Here is a 23,214-nt window from a genome sequence, read left to right as displayed (position 1 = left end):
TATGAAGAGACAATCGGTGATCCGCATCCAAGAGCTGAAAAAAACCTATCAGATCGGTGATCAGGAGATTCATGCCCTGCGTGGTGTCAACCTGGAGATGGAAGAGGGGGATTTCACCGCGATCATGGGTCCGTCTGGTTCCGGCAAATCTTCGATGATGAATGTAATTGGCTGCTTAGACAAACCAAGCTCCGGGGAGTTTTATCTGGACGGGCATCCGATCTCCGAGGCAAGCGACGATGAGCTGGCTGCCATCCGCAACCGTAAGATCGGCTTTGTGTTTCAAAACTTTAATCTGCTGCCCCGTACCAGTGCGGTCGAGAATGTCGAGCTGCCACTGCTCTACGCTGGTATCCCGGCAAAAGAACGTCGGGAGCGGGCGATCCGGGCTTTGGAGAGTGTAGGACTCGGACAGCGTCTTCACAACAAGCCCAATGAGCTGTCAGGCGGTCAGCAACAGCGCGTGTCGATTGCCAGAGCACTAGTGAATGATCCGGTCATTCTGCTGGCGGATGAGCCGACAGGTGCGCTGGACACGAAGACGAGCATCGAGATCATGGGGATTTTTCAAAAGCTGAACGAAGAGGGGAAAACGATCATTTTGGTCACCCATGAGCCGGATATTTCGGAATATGCCAAACGGGTCGTGATGTTCCGCGACGGGCAGATTGTATCCAATGAATCGGTTTCTCACCGAAGAAGCGCGAAGCTAGAGGAAGTGGAGCTATGAATTTTTTAGAATGTGTGCGTATCTCATTTCGCAGTATCAAGACCAATACCTTGCGTTCTTTTCTGACGATGCTGGGGATTATCATCGGGGTCTCTGCGGTGATTACGATGGTGTCGATCGGGGAGGGGGCATCTGCCAATGTCGCCTCGCAGATCAACGGCTTAGGCAGTAACCTGTTGATCGTCACCTCCGGGCAGGCGAGGCAGGGTAATATCAGTCTGGGCGCAGGCTCGATGCAGTCATTGAACCTGGAGGATGCCGTTGCGATCAGCCAACAAAGCTCTGTTGCAGGTGTGGCTCCAAGCGTCAATACTCGTGGGCAGGTCGTCTGGCATAACAACAACTACTCGACCAGTCTGGAAGGGACGACCGAAGCCTACCCAGACGTACGCAATGTCGAGGTACAGCAAGGACGGTTTTTCAACCGGTTTGAAGTGGAGGGCAAGTCCAATGTGGCTGTGGTTGGTCCTGAGGTGGTCAACAGCCTGTTCGGCAGCTATTATGCCAATCCGATTGGGGAGACGATCCAGATCAACCAAATCCCGTTTGAGGTCATCGGTGTGCTGAAAAGTCAGGGCAGCAGCGGAATGACCAATAACGATGACAAAATCGTCGTGCCGATCACAACCGCCATGAATCGCCTGATCGGCAGGCCTAATGTAGGGACGATCTATGTCTCGGCCAAATCTGCGGACAACATGCTCCAGGCCCAATTCGATATACAGAATACGCTTCGGGCTGAGCACGGTCTCAAACCAAGCCAAGACAATGACTTCCAGATCCGTTCGCAATCCGATATCCTCAGTACCGCCCAAGGGGTCACCAGTGTGATGACTACCCTGCTGTCTGGGATCGCCGCCATCTCGCTTGTGGTCGGCGGGATCGGAATCATGAACATCATGCTGGTCTCCGTCACAGAGCGCACCCGCGAGATCGGGATTCGCAAAGCGATTGGTGCGACGCGCCGGGATATCATGCAGCAGTTTTTAATTGAATCGGTGACACTCTGTTTGTTGGGAGGGATCGCCGGGGTCTTAATCGGCATCCTGATGTCCAAGCTGCTGACCAGCTTTGCGGGGATTGCCACTTCGCTTAGCGTGGAACCGATGCTGTATGCATTCCTTTCCTCGATGCTGGTCGGGGTCGTCTTCGGAGTCTATCCAGCGCGAAAAGCAGCCAGCCTCAAGCCAATCGACGCCCTTCGCTACGAGTAAACACTCCCAGCCGACATATTGACTTTCTCTTACGCGCAAACTTTAGTATAATAGTCGTACTTCTTACGCCCACTTCTTTTTTGCGAGTGGGCGAAGTTGTGCATAACCGCATGTTTACATCCGAGAGGGGTCTTATAGATGAAAAAACCTGAAGAAACACGCGTAGTAGTCGGCATGTCCGGTGGAGTTGACTCTTCCGTTACTGCTTTGCTGTTAAAAGAACAAGGATACGATGTCATCGGTATCTTCATGAAAAACTGGGATGACACCGACGAATTCGGCCACTGTACAGCGGAAGAGGACTTCCAAGACGTGCGCCGTGTCGCGGAGCAGATCGGTATCCCGTATTACACCGTCAATTTTGAGAAGGAGTATATGGATAAAGTCTTCCAGTACTTCCTTGATGAATATAAAAGCGGCCGTACACCTAACCCTGACGTTATGTGTAACCGCGAGATCAAATTCGGCGAGTTCCTGAACAAAGTACTCGACCTCGGTGCAGACTATGTCGCGACCGGTCACTATGCACGCGTCGAGCAGCGCGACGGAGAGTTCAAGCTACTGCGCGGTGTAGACAACAACAAGGATCAGACCTATTTCTTGAACCAATTGGGACAAGAGCCGCTGTCCAAAACGCTGTTCCCGATCGGTCATCTGCCAAAAGCCCAAGTCCGTGAGATCGCACAAAGAGCAGGTCTGGCTACCGCCAAGAAAAAGGACAGCACCGGGATCTGCTTCATCGGAGAGCGCAATTTCCGCGAGTTCCTCCAATCCTATATCCCGGCACAACCGGGCGAGATCGTGGATGTCGACGGCAGACCGCTCGGCCGTCATGACGGCTTGATGTACTACACCCTCGGCCAACGTCAAGGTCTTGGAATCGGTGGAAGCAGCGGCGGCGCCCCTTATTTCGTCGTTGACAAAGACCTTGCGAACAACATCCTGATCGTCGGACAAGGCTCAGACCATCCACGCCTGTACTCCAGCAAGCTGTTGGCGACACAAGTCAAGTGGGTGAGCAACCAGCCGAAGCCTGCGGAATTCACCTGCACCGCCAAGTTCCGCTATCGTCAGCCTGACCAAGATGTCACTGTAATCCATCGCGGCGATGACAATTACGAAGTCGTTTTCGCTGAGATACAAAAAGCGGTTACGCCGGGTCAAGCTGTCGTCTTCTACCAAGGGGATGAGTGCCTGGGTGGCGGTACGATTGACAAAGTTCACGTCGATGCAAGGGATGGGGAATCCAAGTGGATGAATCTCGCAAGTCAAAGCTAATTATCCTCATCTTCGCCGGATTTGTCGTCTTCGCGCTGGTCGCTGCCTTCTTCGGCATCCGCGCAGCCAAAGACTACAACTCTGAGATGATCCACGAAGAGATCGCTAAGCACCAAGGCGTCGTGCAACAGATCTCCGTCGTCGACCTGCCGGAGAGTCCTTTTGACAAAGCAGGCAAAGGCAATACCATCTACAAAGTGGACTACACCAAAGACGGGCAAACCTACACGGCCTACTACCGCGCGGACAACCAGTCTTCGATTATTAAAGAACCGCCAGAGTGGAAGTTCCCGGATGAATAACGGGACAAGAAGCTTATAAGAAGAACAAGCATCAATCGCCGAAAACACCGAAAATAAAATGAAAGAGAAAAACTCCCTTCTTATGCGTACTCGATGTGAAGTACCGCAAAAAAGGGAGTTTTCGCTTTTTACGAGTATGTATCCACACTACTATTCAATCGGAGTAAAAGTAGGGAATGGTCTACCCGCTTCAGCCAACGTCGACAGACTGGTCATCTCCGCGACTTCCATCATCTTTTCCCAAATCCCCATCACTGCAGGGGACGTGTGAGCCGCATCCTTGGCTTCGACAGACCTCCATTCAAACATCTCTATTATCGTCCCATCTGCCGCCTGAAGCTTGACGGCTTCGCGGTCGGTGATGAGATTTTCACGGCGAAGTGTCGGGATGTGAGTCTTCAAGGTTTCCATCAAAGCCTGTTCCTGCCCAGCGTGCGGGCGGTATAGAGCGATCGCATATACGGCGGTTGACATAGGGGAGGGCCTCCTTGGTATGGTGGTCATATAGATTTTTCGCAGGTATACTACTACATGGGATACTTTACCATAAATCTCAGGGTATATAAAAGGGAGGATCAATAGAATGAATGCTTTAGCCGAAAAAGCCGTTCAGGCGCTGTATCAACAGCTCATACATGCATGGAACAACCGCAATGCTCGTGCCATGGCTGATCTTTTCGCAGCAGATGGCGAGATGATCGGCTTCGACGGGAGTCAGGCGATTGGACCAGAGGATATCTTTTCACACGTCCATCCCATCTTTGAAAACCATCCGACTGCCCCCTTTGTAACCAAAGTAAAAGGAATCCGGCTGATTGGTTCAGATGCTGTCATGCTACGGGCCATCGCAGGTATGATTCCCCCCGGACAGTCAGAGCTCAACCCCAACGTCAACGCCCACCAGACCCTCATCGCAGTGCAAAAAGAGGGGAGCTGGCAGATCCAGCTTTTTCAGAATACCCCGGCACAGTTTCACGGCAGACCGGAGTTAGTGGAGCAGATGACAGCCGAGTTGAGTGAGGTGGTAAAGGGAGACTCTAAATGAACATTGGACCGACCTCATCAGTTGGTCCAAAACAAAGTTTTTTTGTATGTGGGCTCCACTATGGCTGGAAGAGAGAAGGCGACTTTTCAGCTGGAAGCCTCTTTAGGTTCCCCCACCTAGCGAAGAGAAAAGGCATGGCGTATAACCCCCCTGTATCCGCTCAGGGGCAAACAGTCTCACTCCTTGAGTAACCCAGATGTTTTTGCCCCGCACTTAGCCATGCCTTTTCTCGCAGCGGACAGTCCCTCTTCTCACGAAGGGAATCTAACAAGGCGACCAGATGGAAAGTCGCCTTCTCTCTCATCCCCCAAAAAGTACCCTAAGATATACAAAAAAACTCCCTTCCAACCGACCAATCAGGCCGACCAGAAGGGAGCTATTTTTGTAAGCAAACGACTACGCCTTCGGTACCACACCAGAATCCACAGGAGGCACCGCATCAGCATTGCGCTTCACCATAAATGGATACAGCACGAAGCCTACGAGGAACAACCCAATACCGAACAGGAACGTTTTCATATCAGACGTACCTGTTCTGATGACCCACAACGAGTAACCAAGTGCGATCAAAGCAATCACACCATCAATCACACGTTGAGCACCTTGACCTGCATACGTCTCACCGGTTGCCACCAGCTTCACTTGGTACACCGCAGAGACCAAATACGGGATCAGATACGCCAAGGTAGCGACGAAGATTACGAAGTCAAACGCTTCTGCAATCGTACCGGAGATGGTGGAGAAGATGAACAATTGAGACATGAAGTTGGTTACGGTCAGGGAACGGGTCGGACTGCCGTTTTTGTTGAGTTTGCCAAAATAAGCAGGGAACGTACCAGTCAGAGCCGCTTGATACGGTACTTCCGCACTCATCAGAATCCAACCGATGGTAGAACCAACGAGAGAGGTAATCGCCAAGAGCGCCATGATTGTCGCACCGGAATCACCAATAATCATAGACAGAGCGTCAACAAGCGGTTTGTCTGATGCTTTCAAAGCGTCCTGTGGCAGAACACCCATGGTCAGAAGCGTAATCCCGATATAGATTGCAAGCGCAACCAACAGCCCCACGATGGTCGCCATTTTTACATCGCGTTGGGAACGGGCACGGCCAGAGAGCACGACCGCAGACTCAATCCCGACAAACGCCCAAAGAGTAGAGATCGCAGCCAGATTGACTTGGCTCAACAGACCTTCTGTAGCACCATCCACTTCGACATCGTTGTAGAACGGAACCAGATTGGCAGAGTCAAAGGCAAAGACAGCCGCTACGATAAACAGAGCAAAACCGATAACTTTGGTAGCAGTTGCGATAAAGTTCAATTTACCTGCACCGCTCACGCCTTGGTTGATAATCGCATGCGTACCCCAGAGCAGGGCAGAGCAGACGAGGAAGGTTGTTAATTTGCCGACTTCCAGATCAAAGCTGCCAATGGTGGTGAGCACAGCTTCATTTTTCATGATCGGGAAGAAGGTGGAGAGATAGCCGGCAAAGGTCGTAATAATCGCGACGTTCCCAGCCCAGTTGGCTACCCAGTAGCCCCACACCATACTAAAACCGGAGACATTTCCGGCGCGAGGCGATGAGAAGAGTGCCTTCGCATAAGCTTGCGGCCCGGCGGTCAAATCAGGACGGCGCACGGAGAGGTTACCAAACACCAGCGCGATCATCAATACACCAAAACCAGTCAACAGCCACGCCAGCGTCACGCCGAGCGGACTTGCTGTGTTGGCGAGGGAGCTTGGGAGCATAAAAATCCCCGAACCCACCATGTTACCGACCACAAATGCGGTCAATAGCCAGAAACCCCAAGATTTTTGATTCATAAGAATAAGTCCTCCTATCATGGTAATGCTTTACCATACGAAAATATAAGGGTAAATAAAAAAACGCAGTGAACGAATGATCGCACGGCGTCTCTTATAACAAAAGAAACCCATCCGAGTACCCACATGCTTCGATAGCGCTTCACAAGCCCGCAGACTTGTGACAGTCCTGCACCTGTTCGATGCAGACCCAGCGTGTAAGCGTCTGTGGCACTTACCGCTTCGGCGATGATCCCTTTCCCGTAGACTTCATTAGTCCCACAAGACTTCTGTCCGGTACTCTTGATCCATCGCAACCTCTACCTCACCTGGATACGGATGAGGATTTTGAACATATGCAATTTTTTTGAGCTATCAACAATGCTTAGAATATATCAGCGTGTTGAAGCTTGTCAATCAGCAATGTCTGTTAGGGAAAAATAATAATGGTGTTAATCGTCAAAATATTAATTTATTTTTTGGTGAAAACGCATACAAAAAGATAGTATAATCAAAAATGTGGGTTCTTACCCAATCGCAAACAGATTGTCAGCCAGTATGGAAGGGGAGAGAAAAAGATGGAACAATCATTTTCACTGCAACTGCCAGAACAGTACAATTTTGCTGCACAAGTAGAGGCTTATGCCAAACAAAACCCGGATAAAACCGCCTTGGTGGTGCTCGATGAAGCCGGTCAGGAGACACGCACCAGCTATGCGGAATTGACCCGCTATGCAGGCCGGATCAGTGCTGCGCTCTATCGACTGGGGATCGGCCGCGGTGACAAAGTCATCGTACTGGTACCGCGCGGCTTGGATGCATATGCGATCTACCTCGGGCTCAACCGGATGGGTGTCGTCGTCATGCCAGGTTCTGAAATGCTGCGTGGCAAAGATATCGAGTACCGTGTTAAGCATGCGGAAGCAAAAGCGATTATCGGTTTTGAACATGTAACCAGTGAAGTTGAAGCGATCCGCTCCTCTTGTCCGACCGTCGAACATTACGTCCTGGTTGGCGCCAAGCAGGACGGCTGGCTTTCCTTAGAAGAATTGGTAGAACAGACAGAGGACAGCGAAATTGCTGCGCCTGTTGAGACAGGCTCTGAAGAATTAGCTTTCCTCTCTTATACATCCGGGACAACCGGTGGGCCAAAAGGTGTCATGCATGTCCACGGCTGGCCGTATGCGCATCTCGCTGTAGCGGCTACTTACTGGCTTGACGTGCAGGAAGAAGACCTTGTGTGGGCAACCGCAGGCCCAGGCTGGGCAAAATGGATCTGGAGTCCATTCGTCTCCACCATCGGCCGTGGAGCAACCGCCTTTGTCTACAAGGGCAAGTTTGACGCAGCTTCTTATATGAATATTCTCTCCAAATATCCGGTCAGCGTGCTTTGCGCGACACCGACTGAATACCGCTATCTGGCCAAACTGCCGAATCTGGAGACGTTCCAGCCGCAAGCACTTCGTTCCGCCTGCTCTGCAGGTGAACCGCTCAACCGTGAAGTGATTGACACCTTCCGCCGTGTGTTCAACCTGACTGTACGCGACGGCTACGGTCAGACGGAGAATACGCTTCTGGTCGGTACATTTGTCGGGATGGAACCGCGTCCAGGCTCCATGGGCCGTCCATCCCCTGTGGTCAATACCGCGATCATCGACGAGGAAGGCAATCCGCTGCCGGTAGGGGAAGTGGGGGATATCGCGGTCGACCGCAACATGGTCGCACTTTTCCGAGGATATCTGCATGATCCAGAACGCACCTCCCGCGCCTTCCGTGGCAACTGGTACGTCACCGGCGACCAGGGCCGCATGGACGAAGACGGCTATATCTGGTTCGAAGGCCGCTCCGACGATATCATCATCTCGTCCGGCTATACCATCGGACCGTTCGAGGTCGAAGACGCGCTGGTCAAACACCAAGCGGTCGCCGAGTGTGCCGCAGTCGCCAGCCCAGACCCAGACCGTGGTGCCATCGTAAAAGCATTTGTCGTGCTCAAAAATGGGTTCACGCCATCAGATGAACTGGTCAAGGAACTGCAGGAACACGTGAAAAACCTGACCGCGCCTTACAAATACCCACGCAAAATCGAGTTCATGGAGGAGCTGCCGAAGACCACTTCCGGCAAAATCCGCCGCATCGAGCTGCGCCAGCTGGAAAAACAAAACGTCAATAAATAGAAAAAACGCGGGATGCCTGTGTATGAGCAGCGTCCCGCGTTTTTTTGCTTCTAATGTCATGTGTTCCTACGCTCCACAAGGTTCAATACAGATATCCAGAGGTTCAGAGATCGCAAACGGGGTCATCGCAAAAATTTGAAAGCAGGCTACCAAGTTGCCAAAAACCTTCGTCTGATAGGTGAAGCTGTAATTCCCGTCTTCATCTGTAAACACAAATGGCTGATCCACGTCCCCACGCAGTGTATTAGGCAAGGCGATCACCACAGGCAAGCCTGGTACCGGATTCCCGTTGAAATCAACCACTCTCCCGGAAAGCGTCGTACTGGAAATCTCCCCGGTGCCGGGCTGACAAAGAAACACGCCATCACTGGTCAGGGTGATATCGAATCCGAACGGCTGCCCGTTACAAGGTGGCAGTAAAAAGGTGCTTCTCAGATCGACGGTGGTCTCTCCATTACTTTGCTCCGTCAATCCGGTGATGGTTGCAAATCCCATCACTGATTCGGCAAATGACTCGGGGCAGGGGGACTCTGCCGCCGAATAACAGATGACGTTGTTCACTTCAGTGGTGTCCGTACTGGATACTCGGGCATATCCCCCTAACAAGGAAAAGTCAGTCAGCCCGCTGAACACGATTGGAGTATTCGCGATATGAGTAATGCTTCCAACATATCGAACCCGTTTGACAGTTGTGAACGCATTTGCGATGGGTATGCCTGTACAGGGACTGATCACTTTTGCAGGCAGCCGGCAATTCTCCACCTGACACGATAAGTCATATCCATATGATAACGGGTGGTGCTCATCAATCGAACCTAGTAAAACAAAACCCTCTGGAAGCACAGCCTGACTCGTACCAAACACAACAGGCACACAGGGTGTATCATCACAAGTGTCACAGGAGACAGACGAGACGACGCTGTTCGAGCTGGCTTGTTGGGCTCTCTTTTGCTGAGCTTCCCACATCTTGACCGCATGTTCCTTCCTGTCATTACTCATCCCACGATACCTCCTCAAAAGCAATCATGACCACAGCACCACAAGCGAGTAGCCCCTCATCATCAGAACAATGGTCTTTTTATAGGAAATGAAACCATCAGGGCAACTGCAACGGACAGATACCATGGTACACAGGATAGGGACGCGCCTATTTTAAGAAATGCATTGTTGTAACTTCATTTTCATTTCCGCATTTTATCTTTATTATTTTTTTTCTTTCTTTTTTATTTTATATACCCCTCCCAAGTCGGAAGGCAAATGGCGGAGAACACGCGACCGGCATCTTTTGAAAACCGCCCCAGCTGCGAGAAAAGCAAGGGCGCATGTTACTTCATTGAAATACCCAGGGGAAACCCCATCGCTTGAACCCGCTTCCCCGAAATTTTTTCCCCGACCCAGCCCTTGCTTTTCTCGCAGCGGACACCCCCCACTTCCAGTGGGTTTTCAAACCATGCCAGTCGAGTGTTCTCCGGCAGTTGCCCATCCGCCCCACCCATGCCAGTCGAGTGTTCTCCGCCATTTGCCTAGCGCCCCAGCCCCCCCATCTGAATAAGCTACCATCAGGACATATATCTCTTAGGTGATCATGATGAATAACATAAAAACACTCGGCATTATGGTTGCCAACCCCATCCTCGATCCAAATCGTTTTCAGCCATATGCCGAGGTAGCAAGCCAAGAAGGGTTCGATCGCGTCATCGTGTTTAATCCGCATTCAGTTCATTTGAGAAATAAGCTCGTCCGTGGCTACGTCTACAACGGCACAAGATGGTCCCGTCAAAGCATTCCATTTCCTTCTATTACCTATGACATCGGCTACTACACGACACCCGCCATGACCCAGATGGTCCGTAAAATCAAGGAAACCCGTGATTTTCCATTCATCACATACGGTCTCGGGAACAAATGGCGCATCCAACAGACGCTGATGCAAGACCCCGTCATGGAGCGATATCTGATCCCGACCCAGCACCTCACAGACCCGTCTGTACTGGAATCGATGGTCACACAGCATGGCAGTCTGATGGTCAAACCGATCAACGGAAAAGAGGGCAAAGGAATCCTGCGTCTGCGCAGTGACGGTGAACAGCTGATTTTGGAGGAAAATGACCAGCCGCCCATCTCCTTCACCTATGGCGACTGGAATACGATCACGGATCAACTGCGAACGAAAGGCAACTTTCTTTTGCAAAAATGGGTGGATATCCGCAACAGGGAAGGCAAAATCCACGACGTCCGTGCCTTGATGCAAAAAAATGCAGCAGGAAAATGGCAGATCACGGGGATGGCTGTACGCGAAGGAGAGGAGGGGCGGATTACGTCCAATCTGATGGACCGTGGCACACCATATCCGCTTGATCCCTATCTCAAACAGCAATGGGGACGCAGAAAAGCCCGGAAAATCAAGCGGGAGCTGGAACGCTTCGCCCACTATCTTTGCGAGACCGTGGAGAGGCTGTACGGCAGGCGGCAAGCCGAGCTGGGACTTGATCTCGCCATTGACCGCAAACACAGAATCTGGCTGATCGAAGTTAACATCAAGCCGGGGAAAATCCCATTCCAAGACGTCTTTCATCTCACCACTCCCGAAGCGAGAGTCCGCACTCCGATCCAATATGCCCGCTATGTGACCGACCATGAGCTCAACCAGCCTGAGATTGCCCAGCCCCAGCCCCAACTCCAGTCATAAGAAAAACGCCCAGATTGCTCTGGGCGTCTTTTATCTTCTAACATTTTTTGCAGTCGTTGTTAAGGGCAGTCGCGATGATCACCAGCAAGATGAACAGCACCAGGATCAGCAAGAAATCGTCGTCACAACCTTTACCATTGAACAGACTGGACATGAGAAAGTTCCTCCTTTATGATTCATTTGTCTCTTTACCTTATATCCATATGAAATAGGTATTTGACTGGTCAATGATCAAAGGATTTTTTTCGGGAGACGGTGAATCATGTAAGGTAAAGAAACAAAAGGAGGCTACACACGATGAGCGAATGCAAATTAGACCACACCCGTGAAGACGTACAGAAAAAATGCGTAGAGCAATCCGCCTTTTTGCCAGCAGACATACATACCAGCCTGAAAGCATACCTGGAGAAGGATCTGCCGCAGGCCACACTCAACGAAGTGTTTCATTTATTAAAAAAATACGACCTGGCAGACGCAGAGCAGAGAGCAGCACGAGACGAGAAGCTTCGGGAATTGCTCGGTAGCTGAGCAGAGCACTCGGAAGGGGCAGCACTGTACAGAAAGCCTTGAACAGAAAGCTTGGAACAGCTGACCGCGTGTATAAACATACAAAAAGCCCTGTATCCGGCTCAATCTGCCGGTTCAGGGCTTTTGGGTGCTGTGGGAAATCCAATTCCCGTTCAGCTATTCGTCTTTACGAATGTTATGCTTGGTGTTCTCATTGGTTTTCGGTGGTGTTGCGCGGGAGCCTTTGGATGCAGTGGTCGGGCGCTTGTCCACATTGTTGTTTCCAGACATGAGAAATCCTCCTTTGCCAACATCAATACGTGTGATTCGCCACCATAGTATACCCCTAGTCCAATGATTTACGCCCGGCGAAGCCGTCGTACAAGCCATGGTAGTAGCTGACAGCCTCCTCACCTTCACGCCAACAAAGCAGCACCTCCTCACCATCGATGACAGCAGGGAAATCGACCAGACCATAATCGATCTCTTTGATCTGAATTCCCTTGGACTGTACGCTGTTTAGGTGCATTTTGAATTCCAGCTCAATGAACTCTAAGCTGCATTCGGCCTCAAATACATAATCCCTGTAGCTTTGCGAATGCTCATGATAGCGGTTCTGATGCAGGAACTCCTGCAGCTCCTGGTATTTTTGCTGGAATTCTTTTTTCGATTTCTTTAGAAAAGAAAGCTCTTCTTTTACATAAGGCAACAGTTCATTGGCTTCATCTAAGGTAAAGATTTTTTTCTCCATCTGAATCCCACACCTCCATAAGTTTAATTATACGGTAAAGCGATAGGTATTACATAGAAGGGGAGAGTCATATGGTTGAATGGACACCGCAAGAACTGATGCAAAGGCTGGAGCAGACCAACTCTAAGCCATTTGTACTGTATATTTATACACCGCTTTGTGGTACATGCAAGCTCACTGAGCGAATGCTCACGATCGTAGAGGAGCTGCTGCCCGGCCTGCCGCTGGCCAAAGTAAACATCAGCAGCATCCCTAAGCTTGTCCAGACATGGAAAATCACCAGTGTCCCATGCCTGCTTTTCCTGCAGAATGGACAGATCACCAATCAGGTCTATGCGATGAAATCAATCGAGCATCTGGTTGCATTGCTTCAACCGTTCATTCAAACCAATCTTCATAACCAGCCGAAAGGGGAGAACCACCTTGACCTTAACACCTAAGCTAACGCCCGAAACGTTAAAAGAATACCTTGGCAACATCGACATTTACCTGTTTGACCAGATCATGAAAGGGCGCTTTACTCCGGATATGACGATTCTGGATGCGGGCTGCGGCTCAGGTCGCAATCTGGTTTATTTTTTACAGCAAGGCTATCGGGTGTATGGCGTCGATCAGTCCGAGAGCGCGATCAGGCAGGTCAGGGAGCTGGCGAGCGCTATTGCACAACGAGCAGTAACCGAACAATTCCGGCAAGAATCCCTTGAAACCCTTAGCTTTTCCGATGCCACCTTCGACGCCGTGATCTGTAATGCAGTGCTTCACTTCGCCCAAGATGATGCTCACTTCGAGGAGATGGTAGGGGAGCTGTGGCGCGTCCTCAAACCGGGCGGATTCCTGTTGGCCCGTCTTGCTTCCCAAATCGGTTTGGAAAAAATAATTGATCGATCAAAGGATGGACGCAGTCTGCTGCCAGACGGTACAAGCCGTTATTTAGTTGATGCATCACAGCTTTATCGGATCACAGAGGCAATGGGGGCAAGCTGGCTGGAGCCGCTCAAAACCGTTCAAGTCCATGAATTACGCTCCATGACAACATGGGTTATCCAAAAAATATAAATATCTACTAAAAGCTACTGGAAGCTATGGAAAAACTGATTTGGTTTTTTCATAAATTGAATTGACAAACAAATTCGAAATATGTAAATTTATAAACAGCAATAAAAACATGATCATTTATCTTTTTTAAGAAATGATTGAGGAGGAACATTTAGTGCAAACAAGTTCACAAAAAAATAACGCCAAGGCGTCTGCCACGGACCAATTTTCGACGTCCGGCTTCATCCTGGCAGCAATCGGGAGTGCGGTCGGTTTAGGTAACATGTGGAAATTCCCGTACATTACGGGTCAATACGGTGGAGCTGCTTTCTTCCTGCTCTTTTTCTGTTGTCTTCTGTTCGTTGGTCTACCGATTCTGCTTGCTGAGATGGCGATTGGTCGCAGTGGCCGAGGCAACGCAGTAAGCTCCTTCTACGCCTTGTCCCAAAACAAAATCTGGGGTAAACTTGGCTTCTTAACCGTCCTGACACCATTCCTGATCCTGTCGTTCTATGCAATCGTAGCAGGGTGGACGCTCCATTACGCGACGATCTCACTGACCGGCGGACTGTTTAACGTACCAGATTATACAGAAGCATTTGTCGGCTTTGCCAGTGGCTACATGCCGCTGTTCTGGCAAGTGGTTACCATGGCGCTTACATGCTTTGTCGTTGTCAAAGGGATCTCCGGCGGTATTGAAAAATTCAACAAAGTCCTCATTCCAGGTCTTGGTATCATCCTGATCGTTCTGATGATCCGCTCTCTGACCTTGCCGGGTGCTGCACAAGGTGTCGACTTCTTCTTGAACCCTGACTTCTCCAAGCTGGGCGCTGAATCCGCACTCGTTGCACTTGGACATGCCTTCTTCTCTCTGTCACTTGGTATGGGTGCGATGCTGACTTACGGTGCTTACGTACGACCTGAACAATCTCTTGGCAAAGCGACGCTTGCGATCGGTGCAGGGGACTTGCTCTACGCATTCATCGCAGGTCTGATCATCTTCCCGACCGCTTTCTCCTACGGCATCGAGCCGTCCCAAGGTGCGGGTCTCGTCTTCATGGCGCTGCCAGCTGCATTTGCTGCTATGCCATTCGGTAACCTGTTCGGCTTCCTGTTCTTCATCCTGCTCGCAATCGCAGCACTCACCTCCATGGTATCTTTGCTGGAAGTACCAGTTGCATATGCGATGAACAGATGGAATGTGGACCGCAAAAAAGCAACCATTTTAGTGACCATCGCGGTATTCCTCTTGGGTGTGCCATCCGCACTCGCTATGGGACCACTCGCTGACTTCACCATCTTCGGCAAAAACTTCTTCGATTTCATGGACTTCATCACCGCTAATATCATGCTTCCGCTTGGTGGTCTGATCGTTACCCTGTTCACCGGCTACGCATGGAAACGCGTAGGGGAAGAGACAGGCATCAGCGGCTTCTGGTACAACGTATGGATGTTCCTGCTCCGCTATGTGGCACCGATCATGGTTGTGCTGATCTTCGCACACTCCCTCGGTCTGATTCAATTCTAAGGCAAACAAGTCCAATCGAATATCATTGAGCCATCAAACAGATGCAACGGAAATTCGTTTCCCACGCATCTGTTTTTTGTTTTCCCAACATGCATAATTATCCGTCATTTTTCATTTTTGTTTAAAGAATTTTACTTAAGATAAAACATAATAAAACTTCCCCGAAAAGGGTTCTTTACCCTGTTAAATTGTAATATGCTTGATTCGCAAATGAAGGAAAAGGGGAAATCACTTTGAAAAAGAACGTATTCATCCTGATGAGTTCTCTGTTGGTTGTAGGTACAGCGCTGGCTGGTTGTGGAGAGCAAGCTTCCAAACCAGATGCAGGCGATTCACAAAAATCTGCTGAACAAACATTGCGGATCAATATGCATTCCGAGCCGCCAACAGCAGATCCAGGTCTTGCTGAGGATTCCACATCCGGTGCCATCGCCCGTGCCACTTTTGACGGACTCACCCGTCTGGATAAAGATGCAAAGCCAATCAACTCCGTTGCAACAGATGTAAAAGTTTCTGACGACCTGCTCACCTACACCTTTACCCTGCGCGAATCCAAATGGTCCAATGGCGATCCAGTGACCGCCCACGACTTTGAATATGCATGGAAACGTGTACTCGACCCAGCATTCGCTTCCAACTATGCATACCAGCTTTTCTACGTGAAAAACGCGGAAGCATACAATCAAAACAAAGCCAAAGCCGAAGATATCGGGGTCAAAGCGCTTGACGACCAGACCCTGCAAGTCACGCTGGAGAACCCGACTCCATTCTTCCTGGAGCTGACCGCTTTCTATACCTACTACCCTGTGAACAAAAAAGTAGTCGAAGCCAACAAAGACTGGGCACTCGAAGCTGCAACCCATGTCGGCAACGGCCCATTCAAAATGGACACATGGGAGCATAAAAACAAAATCGTCCTCGTAAAAAACGATAACTACTGGGATCAAGAGGCGGTTAAACTGAACCGCATCGAATTCGCCATGATCGAAGACGAGAACACCGAGCTTTCCATGTTTGACGCAGGTGAACTCGATTGGGCAGGTCAACCGCTCGGCGCATTGCCATCTGACGCGATCCCCGCGCTCAAAGACGCAGGCCGCCTGCAAACCGCACCAATCGCCGGCACCTACATGTACAAATTCAACACCGAACAGCCGCCGTTCAACAACGCGAAAATCCGTAAAGCGTTCACCTACGCACTCGACCGCCAAACCCTCGTGGATAACATCACCCAGGCTAATGAAACACCAGCTCTTGGTTTTGTCCCACCATCCATGGCGCTCCAGACAGAAGGCTTCTTCAAAGACAATGACGCTGCTACCGCCAAACAACTGCTCGCAGAAGGGATGAAAGAGCTCGGCATCACCAAGCTCCCGCCGATCTCCCTGTCCTACAACACCTCCGAGAAGCACAAAAAAATCGCCGAAGCCATCCAAGACCTCTGGCGCACCAACCTCGGCGTAGAAGTAGAGCTGCTCAACAAAGAGTGGAAAGTCCACATCGAAGACCTCCACACTGGCAACTACATGATCGGCCGCACCACCTGGACCGGTGACTTCAACGATCCAATCAACTTCCTCGAGCAATTCAAGGAAAAAGCCGGCGGCAACAACGACACCCGCTGGGAAAATGCCAAGTACAAAGAACTCCTGAACCAATCTGCCAAAGAAACCGATCCGGAAAAACGCAAAAAGCTCATGCTCGAAGCGGAAACCATCCTGATGGACGAAATGCCGCTCATCCCAATCTACTACTTCACCGATGTCTACGTGAAAAACGACAACGTGAAGGGCGTAGTGATGGACCCGCTCGGATTCGTGGATTTCAAGTGGGCAAGTATGGAGTAGGGATTTCGCTTACGTAACGTTCACTTTGATAGATTTATATGGAAAAAAGAGGTGCTCTCGCAGCGCCTCTTTTATTTTTTCATATATTCTAAATAAAATTTTTCTTGAAAATTTTCTAATTTATTTTACAATTAAGATCATGTTAGTCCTCATATCCTTTACAGGGAATAGAACTGATACTTTTTCATTCACAGATAAAGTAAGAGAAAGGGGTTTTTATTTATGAAAAAGCGTACAACTCTCACAGCTCTCAGCGCAGTCCTCGTGGCAGGTGCAGCCCTCGCAGGTTGCGGACAATCAGCAACCACTGGCGGTACACCAGAATCCAGCGGTGGTGATGCTGGGGCTAAAGGCGGCAAAATCATCATCGCAACCCAAAGCCCACTCTCAGGCGCACAGTCCAACTTCGGTGACTCTCTCAAGACCGGTGTTGAATTCGCGCTCAATAAGAAAAAGGAAGCGTTCAAAGCACTCGGCTTTGAGCTCCAGCTCAGCCCACAGGACGACCAGGCTGACCCGAAACAAGGCGTAGCCAACGCAGAGCTTCTGCTCTCCAACCCAGACGTACTCGGCGTCGTCGGCCATCTCAACACAGGTGTATCCATCCCGGCGTCCGTTAAATATGAAGAAGCAAGCCTCGTCATGGTCACTCCATCCAACACAGGCGTGAAGCTGACCGAAGAAGGCAAAAAAGTAGTTAACCGCATCTGTGCGCGCGACGACTCCCAAGGTCCTAAAGCGGCGTCATATGCAAAAAATACACTCGGCGTGAAAAAAGCATTCCTCATTCACGACAAAACCGCATACGGCCAAGGTCTTGCGGAAGAAGTGAAGAAGCAATTTGAAAAAGACGGCGTAGAAGTACTCGGCTACGAGGGCATCACCCAGGGCGAAAAAGACTTTAGCGCGGTGCTCAACCAAGCTGTTGCAGCCAACCCTGACATGATCTACCTCGGCGCAATTTACTCTGATGGCGGTATCCTCGTCAAACAAGCCCGCGAAAAAGGCTTCAAAGGCGTGATCATGGGCGGCGACGGTCTTGACGCCTCCGACATGTACAAATTGGCAGGTGATAAGGTAGAAGGCGTCTACTTCACTTCTACAGCAGGTGACGTGCGCACCACGGAAGACGGTAAGAAGTGGGCAGATTCATACGAAAAAGAGATGGGCAAAAAGCCTGAGCTCTACTCCGTATACTCCTACGACTCCGCTAACGTCATCCTCGAAGCGATCGAGAAGCTGATCAAAGAAAACGGAGGCAAAAAACCAACCCGCGAGCAAGTAGCCGAAGCGGTACGTAAGACCAAGGACTTCCAAGGTCAGTTCACCAAAGTTACCTTTGACGAAAAAGGCGACAACCAATTCGCTGACGTATACATCTACCAATACGGCAAGGACAAAACCAACTTCATGGGTAAAATCGAATAGACAGCCAAGTTTGGGGCGGGGGGAACTCCGCTCCTTCTTTGCGTCTCGCTACACTTTTGGGCCCGAACTTATTTGACTTCCCCCGCTATTTTTTCTATAGTACCTATGGAAAGAACTAGGAGGGATAAGAGATGAATCTTACTGGAAAAACAGCACTCATCACTGGCGCAGGCAAGGGTATCGGCCGCGCAATGGCACACGCTCTGGCGAAAGAAGGCGTACAAGTTGGCCTCGTAGCCCGTTCTGCTGCCGATCTGGAACAACTGGCACAAGAACTCAACCAACAATACGATGTCAAGACCGCTGTCGCTGTCGCAGATGTCTCCGACCGCGCTCAGGTAGAAGCGGCTTACGCAAAGATTAAGGGCGAGCTTGGCCCGGTGAACATCCTGATCAACAACGCAGGCATCGCCACCTTCGGCAAAGTAACCGAGATGGACCCGCAAGAGTGGGAGCGCATCATCCAAGTCAACCTGTTTGGTACCTACTACGTGACCCATGCTGTCCTGCCAGACATGATCGCGGCCAACAGCGGTAATATTATCAATGTGTCTTCCTCCGCAGGTGACCGTGGTTTTGCTACTGGTTCTGCTTACTGCGCGTCCAAATTCGCGGTAAACGGCTTCACCGAGGCGCTCATGCAGGAAGTGCGCAAGAACAATATCCGCGTATTCACCCTTGCACCATCTACGGTCAACACCGAGCTGGCTTCCAAAGCAGGACTGCCGATCGGTGATGAAGACCGGATGATGCAGCCAGAAGACGTAGCAGAGCTGGCACTGGCTACTCTGAAGCTTCCAGAGCGCGTATTCGTCAAGACAGCAGGAATCTGGACAACCAACCCACAATAGGTTTTGACCGTTGGGCGTTTTCTGATCAAAATTATTTTTGTGGCTCAACTATTGACAGTCCAACAAATGGGCTGTAATATTCTGAATCAGGAAAGTAATTCAACTGAATACCAACTCTTCTTATCAAGAGCTGGCTGAGGGACTGGCCCGATGAAGCCCGGCAACCTGATGTACACAGCGGTGTACGTGTCAAGGTGCTAACTCCTGCAGGTATTTTACCTGAGAGATAAGAGGCTGCCCGTACCTATGTGTTTGCGTGCCTCTTTTCTATTGTGAAAAGAGGCTTTTCTGATTTTCACAAACCAACACCAATGAACTACATCACAAGCAAAAAGATTCAAGGGGGATTCTCACATGAAAAAACGTCTCAAAGCATCCGCACTATTCTCAATTGTCACAAGCTTGGCACTACTCACAACAGGCTGCGGTGCAGGAAGCCAGCCAGCCGCAGGTGACCATGCGAACCATGCCAATGGCGAACTCGGTAAAAAACGCATCGCACTCGTTATGCAATTCAACATCGGAACCTTCTCCTCCCAATATGTCGCAGGTGTCAAAGAACAGGCTGAAAAGCTCGGCGGTGAAGTCGTCGTCTTCAACTCTGACAGCGACCTTGCCAAAATGGCGTCCAACCTCGATCAAGCGGTTGTGCAACACTTCGACGGTATCCTCATCGACCATGGTACAGCAGAAGCGCTTCAACAGGGTGTACAAAAAGCAGTGGCGCAAAACATCCCGGTGGTTGCTTTTGACGCAGCACTCAAAATCCCTGGTGTAACCGTCCTTGAGCAAGGCGACCAGAAGATGGCCGAGTCCACACTGGAGAAGTTGGCGACAGACGCAGGTGGCAAAGGGAACATCGTAAAAATCTGGGTAGCTGGTTTTGCCCCGATGGAACGCCGTCAGGAATCGTACAAGGCTTTCCAAGCGAAATATCCAGAGATCAAAGAGGTAGCGGCATTCGGTTCTGCAACAGCCAACACCGCGCTTGACACTCAAGCTCAGATGGAAGCGATCCTCAAAAAATATCCGAACAAAGGCGACATCACCGCAGTATGGGCCGCATGGGATGAGTTCGCAAAAGGTGCAACCCGCGCGATCCAGCAAGCAGGCCGCAACGAGATCAAAGTATACGGGATCGACCTCTCCGACGAAGACCTGCAAATGATCCAAGATCCGAACTCTCCATGGATCGCATCCGCAGCGGTAGACCCATCTGACATCGGTCGCGTGCAAGTTCGTTACCTCTATAAAAAGTTCAAAGGCGAGGAAACTCCTGACAACGTAGCACTCGACCCAATCCTCGTTACCCGTGAAGCACTGCCAAAAGAGCAAGTGAAAATGACTGACCTCTCCAAATTCATCGAAGGCTGGGGCCAAAGCAAGCTGGCACTGGAGCCATGGATGACCGAAACCGAAGCGAAGAAGTAAGGAACAAGCAAGAGAACAAAGAGTAGAGCAGAGAGACAGACAGCAAGAGGATAAGTGGAGCAGATTGAGTATAGAAGAGGAAACGAGGAGGGAAGCAGCTTGGCAACCTTACAGATGAGACAGATTCAAAAACAATTTTCCGGCGTTCCCGCCCTCCGTTCCGTCGATTTGGAAGTGAAAGCGGGGGAGGTGCACGCCCTGCTTGGTGCGAATGGAGCGGGCAAAAGCACCTTGATGAAGATCCTGACCGGCGCCTATACGAGCGACAGCGGCGAGATTATCATCGACGGACAGAAAGCCGCGATCCAAACACCACAAGACGCCAAAGCCCACGGGATTCAATGTGTGTACCAGGAAGTGGACACCGCGCTCGTCCCATACCTGAGCGTCGCCGAAAACATCCTGATGGAGCGTCACGTCACCAAAGGCAAGGGCTTCCTCAACTGGTCGAAGCTCTATGCCGAAGCAGAAGAACTCGTCAAACGGCTTGGGTTCGCCCTCTCTGTCCGCCAAAAGGTAGAGGAGCTGACCCTGTCTGAAAAGCAGCTGGTGCTGATCGCCCGAGCGATTGCCCAGGACGCGAAATATATCATTTTTGACGAGCCGACCGCACCACTCAGTACCACGGAGTGTGACCTGCTGTTCGAACGGATTGCCCATCTCAAGCAGGCGGGTGTGGGGATCATCTATATCTCGCACCGTCTCCCAGAGATTTTCCAGATCTGTGACCGCATCACCGTCATGCGCGACGGCCAAAAGGTAGCGACGATGACGACCGCCGAATCCAACATCGATGAAGTGATCACGCACATGCTGGGCAAGACCTTTTCCGAGGAATTCCCGAAGCTTGATGTACCGATCGGCGATACACTCCTAGAGGTACAAGACCTCACCCGTGGCCGCAAAGTCCGCGGTGTTGATCTGACCGTACGCGCAGGAGAAATCGTCGGAGTTGTCGGACTGGTCGGCGCGGGCAAGACCGAGTTAGCCCGTCTGTTATTTGGTGCCGACACGGCCGAAGCCGGAAAAGTCACCCTGCGTGGCAATAAGGTGAATCTCGCATCACCGAAGCACGTGGTAGACAACGGCATCGTACTCGTCCCAGAGGAGCGCCGCAAAGAGGGGATCGTCGTCGATGAATCAGTCAAAAACAACCTGACCCTCGCCACGCTGCGCAAATGGACTAACTTCGGCTTCATCCGCAGACGCGTAGAAGAGAGTGCCGCCCAAGATCTGGTGCAGCGCCTCGGAGTCAAGACCGCCAACCTGACCCAATCCATCGGACACTTGAGCGGAGGCAACCAGCAAAAGGTGGTCATCGGCAAGTGGCTCAACACCGAATCGGACATTTTCCTGTTCGACGAGCCGACCAAAGGCGTCGATATCGGTGCGAAAAGCGACATCTACAAGCTGATTGGCAAGCTGGCCGAAGAACAAAAAGGCATTTTGTATTTTTCCTGCGAGTTCCAAGAGGTGCTGGGCATTGCCGACCGCATCCTGGTGATGTGCGACGGACGCATCGTCAAAGAACTAAGCCGCGCCGAGGCCACTCAGGAACTCATCATGTATTACGCAAGTGGAGGTCAAGCGCATGACGAACAAAAGCTCGAAAGAACAGGTTCTTGATTTTCTCTATAAATATGCAACGATTATGGTGATCGCTGCCGTTATCCTCTTTTTCAGCATCATCAATGAGTACTTTTTCACCTACAGCAATCTTACCGAAATCCTTCGTGCGATCTCCATCGTGACACTGGTCGCGATCGGTGTGACCTTCTCTCTGATCGTCAATGGCTTTGACATGTCGGTCGGCTCCACCGTATCGCTCTCCACCGTGGTGTCCGCCTCGATGATGATCTGGTTTCAGCAAAACCTGCTGCTGACCCTGCTCATCCCGGTCATCCTAGGTCTCTTGGTCGGTCTGTTCAATGCGCTGATGATCGTCAAAATCCGCATTCCCGACCTGCTCGCGACCCTTGCGACGCTCTACATCGTGAAGGGGATTCACTTGACCTATACCAGCGGCTACTCGATCTATCCGAACATGGCGATGCAAGACGGCTCCACCGCTCCGGGTAAACTCAACGAATGGTTTGTCTGGCTCGGTCAGGGGCAGATCGCATCCGTGCCGGTTCCGGTTATTTTGATGGTCGTTGCGGTAATCGTCGTGCATATTTTCCTCAACTATACACGACATGGCCGGATCCTCTACATCACAGGCGGTAACGCCGAGGCAGCGCGTCTGTCCGGGATTCCGGTGAACCGTTACCGTACGCTTGCTTACGTGCTGTCTGGTCTTTTCTGCGGTCTTGCAGGCATTCTGCTCGCAGCCCGGATTGGTACCGGTCAGGTAGACGGTGGTGCGCCGCTCTTGATGGATGCCGTCGCTGCGGCGTTCGTCGGGTACTCAGTGTTTGGTGCAGGGAAGCCCAATGTGATCGGGACATTCCTCGGCGCTGTGCTGATCGGCGTACTGCTCAACGGTCTGACCATGCTCAACGTGCCGTACTACGCGCATGATATCGTCAAAGGAACGGTATTGATGGCGGCGTTGGCTGTGACGTATTATCAGTTGAGAAGAAAAGCAGTGTAGGT

General features: G+C 50.9%; 22 protein-coding genes and 2 riboswitches. Of the genes, 17 read left to right on the top strand and 5 right to left on the bottom strand.

Annotated features, from left to right (window positions below; genetic code table 11):
- Position 1: 1 nt before the first annotated feature.
- The 4 genes from FGI41_RS04195 to FGI41_RS04180 all read left to right on the top strand — a co-directional run bounded on the left by FGI41_RS04195 (position 2) and on the right by FGI41_RS04180 (position 3,524).
- The gene (locus FGI41_RS04195) at positions 2-730 is read left to right on the top strand and encodes an ABC transporter ATP-binding protein (RefSeq protein WP_139488690.1); all 729 of its coding nucleotides are present in this window, start codon (positions 2-4) and stop codon (positions 728-730) included.
- Positions 727-1,944 carry an ABC transporter permease gene (locus FGI41_RS04190; protein WP_139488689.1) on the top strand — a complete coding sequence of 406 codons (1,218 nt, stop codon included), beginning with the start codon at positions 727-729 and terminating at the stop codon, positions 1,942-1,944. Before FGI41_RS04195 ends, FGI41_RS04190 begins: the two co-directional genes overlap by 4 nt.
- Before the next feature lie 138 nt (positions 1,945-2,082).
- Positions 2,083-3,222, top strand: coding sequence for a tRNA 2-thiouridine(34) synthase MnmA (mnmA, locus tag FGI41_RS04185; protein ID WP_139488688.1), 1,140 nt, complete (start codon positions 2,083-2,085; stop codon positions 3,220-3,222).
- Entirely contained in the window at positions 3,195-3,524 is a 330-nt protein-coding gene (locus tag FGI41_RS04180) for a hypothetical protein (protein ID WP_139488687.1), read from the top strand. Before mnmA ends, FGI41_RS04180 begins: the two co-directional genes overlap by 28 nt.
- 150 nt (positions 3,525-3,674) lie before the next feature.
- On the opposite strand, the gene FGI41_RS04175 is transcribed toward FGI41_RS04180, so the two are convergent.
- Positions 3,675-3,998 carry a hypothetical protein gene (locus FGI41_RS04175; RefSeq protein WP_139488686.1) on the bottom strand — a complete coding sequence of 108 codons (324 nt, stop codon included), beginning with the start codon at positions 3,996-3,998 and terminating at the stop codon, positions 3,675-3,677.
- Positions 3,999-4,107: 109 nt separating this feature from the next.
- Between FGI41_RS04175 and FGI41_RS04170 the strand changes: the two genes are divergently transcribed.
- Positions 4,108-4,569, top strand: a complete 462-nt coding sequence (locus tag FGI41_RS04170; protein WP_139488685.1) for an SgcJ/EcaC family oxidoreductase — start codon at positions 4,108-4,110, stop codon at positions 4,567-4,569.
- 396 nt (positions 4,570-4,965) lie between these two features.
- On the opposite strand, the gene FGI41_RS04165 is transcribed toward FGI41_RS04170, so the two are convergent.
- Positions 4,966-6,396, bottom strand: coding sequence for an amino acid permease (locus tag FGI41_RS04165; RefSeq protein WP_139488684.1), 1,431 nt, complete (start codon positions 6,394-6,396; stop codon positions 4,966-4,968).
- Positions 6,397-6,523: 127 nt separating this feature from the next.
- A riboswitch (Lysine riboswitch) is annotated at positions 6,524-6,706 on the bottom strand.
- A 247-nt stretch (positions 6,707-6,953) separates the two neighbouring features.
- Here FGI41_RS04165 and FGI41_RS04160 point away from each other — a divergent pair.
- On the top strand, positions 6,954-8,552 hold the full coding sequence (locus tag FGI41_RS04160) for an acetate--CoA ligase (RefSeq protein WP_139488683.1): 1,599 nt from the start codon (positions 6,954-6,956) through the stop codon (positions 8,550-8,552).
- A 66-nt stretch (positions 8,553-8,618) separates the two neighbouring features.
- Here the strand turns inward: FGI41_RS04160 and FGI41_RS04155 are convergent, their stop codons facing one another.
- The gene (locus tag FGI41_RS04155; protein WP_139488682.1) at positions 8,619-9,551 is read right to left on the bottom strand and encodes an Ig-like domain-containing protein; all 933 of its coding nucleotides are present in this window, start codon (positions 9,549-9,551) and stop codon (positions 8,619-8,621) included.
- 589 nt (positions 9,552-10,140) lie between these two features.
- Here FGI41_RS04155 and FGI41_RS04150 point away from each other — a divergent pair.
- A complete protein-coding gene (locus FGI41_RS04150) occupies positions 10,141-11,241 on the top strand; it encodes a YheC/YheD family endospore coat-associated protein (RefSeq protein ID WP_176560118.1) in 1,101 nt (366 codons plus the stop codon).
- A 37-nt stretch (positions 11,242-11,278) separates the two neighbouring features.
- Here the strand turns inward: FGI41_RS04150 and FGI41_RS04145 are convergent, their stop codons facing one another.
- Positions 11,279-11,395: a YjcZ family sporulation protein gene (locus FGI41_RS04145; protein WP_139488680.1), complete on the bottom strand. Its 117-nt coding sequence runs from the start codon at positions 11,393-11,395 to the stop codon at positions 11,279-11,281.
- 143 nt (positions 11,396-11,538) lie between these two features.
- Here FGI41_RS04145 and FGI41_RS04140 point away from each other — a divergent pair, with 143 nt between their 5' ends.
- Positions 11,539-11,769, top strand: a complete 231-nt coding sequence (locus tag FGI41_RS04140; protein WP_139488679.1) for a group-specific protein — start codon at positions 11,539-11,541, stop codon at positions 11,767-11,769.
- A 325-nt stretch (positions 11,770-12,094) separates the two neighbouring features.
- Here the strand turns inward: FGI41_RS04140 and FGI41_RS04135 are convergent, their stop codons facing one another.
- On the bottom strand, positions 12,095-12,499 hold the full coding sequence (locus tag FGI41_RS04135; RefSeq protein ID WP_139488678.1) for a DUF2203 domain-containing protein: 405 nt from the start codon (positions 12,497-12,499) through the stop codon (positions 12,095-12,097).
- Positions 12,500-12,570: 71 nt separating this feature from the next.
- Between FGI41_RS04135 and FGI41_RS04130 the strand changes: the two genes are divergently transcribed.
- From FGI41_RS04130 to FGI41_RS04090, 9 genes are all read left to right on the top strand, one after another.
- Positions 12,571-12,939 carry a thioredoxin family protein gene (locus FGI41_RS04130; RefSeq protein WP_176560117.1) on the top strand — a complete coding sequence of 123 codons (369 nt, stop codon included), beginning with the start codon at positions 12,571-12,573 and terminating at the stop codon, positions 12,937-12,939.
- Positions 12,923-13,555 carry a class I SAM-dependent methyltransferase gene (locus FGI41_RS04125; protein WP_255298319.1) on the top strand — a complete coding sequence of 211 codons (633 nt, stop codon included), beginning with the start codon at positions 12,923-12,925 and terminating at the stop codon, positions 13,553-13,555. The genes FGI41_RS04130 and FGI41_RS04125 overlap by 17 nt, the downstream gene beginning before the upstream one ends.
- Positions 13,556-13,688: 133 nt before the next feature.
- Positions 13,689-15,062, top strand: coding sequence for a sodium-dependent transporter (locus FGI41_RS04120; RefSeq protein ID WP_139488677.1), 1,374 nt, complete (start codon positions 13,689-13,691; stop codon positions 15,060-15,062).
- A gap of 233 nt (positions 15,063-15,295) precedes the next feature.
- Positions 15,296-16,909, top strand: coding sequence for a peptide ABC transporter substrate-binding protein (locus FGI41_RS04115; RefSeq protein WP_139488676.1), 1,614 nt, complete (start codon positions 15,296-15,298; stop codon positions 16,907-16,909).
- 222 nt (positions 16,910-17,131) lie between these two features.
- Entirely contained in the window at positions 17,132-18,337 is a 1,206-nt protein-coding gene (locus tag FGI41_RS04110) for a branched-chain amino acid ABC transporter substrate-binding protein (protein WP_139488675.1), read from the top strand.
- A gap of 131 nt (positions 18,338-18,468) precedes the next feature.
- Positions 18,469-19,188, top strand: coding sequence for a 3-ketoacyl-ACP reductase (locus tag FGI41_RS04105; RefSeq protein WP_139488674.1), 720 nt, complete (start codon positions 18,469-18,471; stop codon positions 19,186-19,188).
- Positions 19,189-19,305: 117 nt separating this feature from the next.
- A riboswitch (SAM riboswitch) is annotated at positions 19,306-19,421 on the top strand.
- Between the two features lie 121 nt (positions 19,422-19,542).
- The gene (locus FGI41_RS04100; RefSeq protein ID WP_139488673.1) at positions 19,543-20,619 is read left to right on the top strand and encodes a sugar ABC transporter substrate-binding protein; all 1,077 of its coding nucleotides are present in this window, start codon (positions 19,543-19,545) and stop codon (positions 20,617-20,619) included.
- Between the two features lie 99 nt (positions 20,620-20,718).
- Entirely contained in the window at positions 20,719-22,245 is a 1,527-nt protein-coding gene (locus FGI41_RS04095) for a sugar ABC transporter ATP-binding protein (RefSeq protein ID WP_139488672.1), read from the top strand.
- Positions 22,211-23,212, top strand: a complete 1,002-nt coding sequence (locus FGI41_RS04090; RefSeq protein WP_139488671.1) for an ABC transporter permease — start codon at positions 22,211-22,213, stop codon at positions 23,210-23,212. Before FGI41_RS04095 ends, FGI41_RS04090 begins: the two co-directional genes overlap by 35 nt.
- The last annotated feature ends 2 nt before the right edge of the window (positions 23,213-23,214 follow it).

Source organism: Brevibacillus dissolubilis (genome assembly GCF_006170445.1).
Taxonomy (GTDB): domain Bacteria; phylum Bacillota; class Bacilli; order Brevibacillales; family Brevibacillaceae; genus Brevibacillus_B; species Brevibacillus_B dissolubilis.
This window is presented reverse-complemented; position numbering and strand designations above follow the sequence as displayed.